This window comes from Limosilactobacillus gastricus PS3, assembly GCF_000247775.1.
Lineage (GTDB): Bacteria > Bacillota > Bacilli > Lactobacillales > Lactobacillaceae > Limosilactobacillus > Limosilactobacillus gastricus_A.
The window spans coordinates 1-2,850 of sequence record NZ_AICN01000016.1 but is presented as its reverse complement, the minus strand read 5'-3'; the positions used below and the strand labels follow the sequence as shown (position 1 = coordinate 2,850).

The 2,850-nt window shown below is 41.2% G+C and carries 3 protein-coding genes; all 3 read left to right on the top strand.

Going from position 1 to position 2,850, the window contains the following annotated elements:
* Window positions 1–166, top strand: a 166-nt coding sequence (locus PS3_RS10040) for an ATP-binding protein (RefSeq protein ID WP_141566731.1), incomplete at its 5' end; no start/stop codon positions are given.
* A 136-nt stretch (window positions 167–302) separates the two neighbouring features.
* Window positions 303–1,178: a GRP family sugar transporter gene (locus PS3_RS01865; protein ID WP_007121845.1), complete on the top strand. Its 876-nt coding sequence runs from the start codon at window positions 303–305 to the stop codon at window positions 1,176–1,178.
* A gap of 151 nt (window positions 1,179–1,329) precedes the next feature.
* Window positions 1,330–2,682 carry a glucose-6-phosphate isomerase gene (locus PS3_RS01860; protein ID WP_040467905.1) on the top strand — a complete coding sequence of 451 codons (1,353 nt, stop codon included), beginning with the start codon at window positions 1,330–1,332 and terminating at the stop codon, window positions 2,680–2,682.
* Window positions 2,683–2,850 lie beyond the last annotated feature (168 nt).

Sequence of the window (2,850 nt, the reverse complement as noted above, 5' to 3'; positions counted from 1 at the left end):
GTCGGGACTGGGAATGGCGATTGTGCATCAATTAGTGGAATTACATGGTGGTAAAATTACGGTCAAGAGTAAGCCTAATCAAGGCTCAACCTTCACTGCCTTTTTCCCAGATCGCCAACATGCTCCACAATATTCACCGAAACGGTCCAAAAAACCAGAAGAATAAAATAGTAAATCAGTAAGGTTAACTTACTGATTTTTTTGTGAAAAAAATAAATAATACTTGAAGTAAGCGGATTCAGTCAGTAAACTAAACAAAGTCGACAATTAAAATACCAAAATTTGTATGAGGTGAAAATTTAATGAATTATTTAATCGGTTTAATCCCGGCTTTAGGTTGGGGGATCATGCCGCTACTAGCAACCAAAGCTGGTGGGTCGGAAAAAAACCAAATTTTTGGGATTGGAGCTGGTGCCAGCATTATCGGGATCTTAGCTTTTATCATCACAAAGCCTTCGGTTAGCTGGCAAGCCTTTATTTTCTCCATGGTTTGTGGGGCCATTTGGTCCACGGCTCAGATTGGTCAATTTATTTCATTCAAGCGGATGGGAGTCTCAACCACGGTTCCTTTATCAACGGTTTTCCAATTAGTTGGAAATTCAATCATCGGAACCCTTTGGTTAGGAGAATGGCAAGGGGCTAAAGCCCTTACGATTGGTTTTGGCGCCTTAGTGATTGTTGTTATCGGGGCTCTATTAACGTCAGTGACGGATAAGAACGGTGAAGAAGCCGGGAAGATTACCGTTGGGAATGTTTTATTCTTGTTAGTGACCACGATTGGTTACTGGGTATACTCGGTCTTTCCGAATGTCTTTAATAAGATTAATTTAGGTGCCCATTCCTCAGAAGGGATCTTTTTACCAGAAGTCCTGGGGATTTTATTAGGGGCCTTACTCTACTTAATCTTTACGGGAGAATTAAAAACCTTTAAAGATAAAGAACAGTATTTAAATATTATTCCAGGTTTATCATGGGGGATTGCCGCCTTTGCCTACATCTTTGCCGGACGTGGTTTAGGAACGAATACCGCCTTTGTGCTTACCCAGTTGAATGTGATCATTGCAACCTTTGGGGGAATCTTAATTTTGCATGAACACAAGAGCCCACGGGAAATGAAGTACACGGTAGCAGGGATTATTTGCATTATTGTCGGTAGTATTTTAACGATTTTTGCATAACACATTGGTTGGCGTCGTTTAAAGCGACGTCACTTTTTATTTACTTACGATTTGTTTAAAATTACACAAAATCAGTGTCCTTTATTGAAAAGGGTTTCATAAACAGTTATCATTAAAGATGTATAAGAATAAAGAAAAAGAGGTAGTAATGATGGCTCATTTAAGTTTTGATAGTAGTGCATTGAAGAAGTTCGTTCATGAAAACGAATTGGGTGAGATGCAAGCAATGGTGAATGCGGCTGATAGTCAGTTGCGGAATGGGACTGGGGCCGGAGCAGACTTTCGTGATTGGCTCCATTTACCAACTGAATATGATCAAGAGGAATTTGCTCGGATTAAGGCCGCTGCCAAAAAGATTCAAGCTGATTCGGATTTCTTAGTTACGATTGGGATCGGTGGCTCATACCTAGGTGCACGGATGGCCATTGATTTCTTGCATAATAGTTTTTACCAAGCCCAAACTCCAGACGCCCGCAAGGCTCCATTTGTGGTCTTTGCTGGGAACTCCTTGAGCTCATCATACCTGCAAGACTTAATTACTTTGATCGGTGATCACGACTTTTCCATTAACGTGATTTCCAAATCTGGAACGACCACGGAACCGTCCATTGCTTTCCGGGTTTTCCATGAATTATTGGTAAAGAAGTATGGTGAAGAAGCAGCTAACCAACGGATTTACGCGACGACAGATCGAGCACGGGGAGCTTTGAAGACGGAAGCGGACGCTAATGGTTGGGAAACCTTTGTGATTCCTGATGGTGTTGGTGGTCGTTACTCTGTTTTGACTGCCGTTGGCTTATTACCAATTGCCGCTTCTGGTGCTGATATTGATCAATTAATGGCTGGTGCTGCGGAAGCCGAAAAGACCTATGTGGATCCTGATTTAAGTAAGAATGAAGCATATCAATATGCAGCATACCGGAATATCTTATACCGGAAAGGTTACACGACCGAATTACTGGAAAACTATGAACCCAATATGGCCATGTTTGCCGAATGGTGGAAGCAATTAGCCGGTGAATCTGAAGGTAAGGACCAAAAGGGAATTTACCCATCTAGCGCCAACTTCACAACCGACCTTCATTCATTAGGTCAATATATCCAAGAAGGGTTGCGGAACCTGATGGAAACGGTCGTCAAGTTAGATACACCAAATCATGATTTGGACGTTCCAGGAGCGGCAAATGATCTTGATGGTTTAGGCTATCTTGAAGGAAAGAGTATCGATTGGGTTAATACTCAAGCATATAAGGCAGTGGTCGCTGCTCATAATGCTGGTGGGGTTCCGGTCATGACAGTTCACATTGATGAAGAAAATGAATATACATTAGGTTACATGATTTACTTCTTTGAAGTTGCCATGGGGATTTCCGGTTACCTAAATGGGATTAATCCATTCAACCAACCAGGGGTTGAAGCATACAAGACTAATATGTTTGGCTTGCTAGGTAAACCAGGTTTTGAAGAAGTTGGTGACCAATTACGCGCTGAAATGGACGACTAGTTGAAGCATCAATTAAAATTATTACATGAACAATTAATAATTGGTTTGGTCACCACAGTTAGCCTTGGATTAGTCAATCTTTTGTTTCCATGGAAAGCTATTTTTTGGATGGCAGTAATCAGTGCTATCTATGGTATTTGTATCTCAGTAATAATACTAGCCTTGTTA

Excerpts from the sequence above, each read along its gene's own strand:
- PS3_RS01865 (WP_007121845.1), top strand. The coding sequence starts at position 303 with ATGAATTATTTAATCGGTTTAATCCCGGCTTTAGGTTGGGGGATCATG.
- PS3_RS01860 (WP_040467905.1), top strand. The coding sequence starts at position 1,330 with ATGGCTCATTTAAGTTTTGATAGTAGTGCATTGAAGAAGTTCGTTCAT.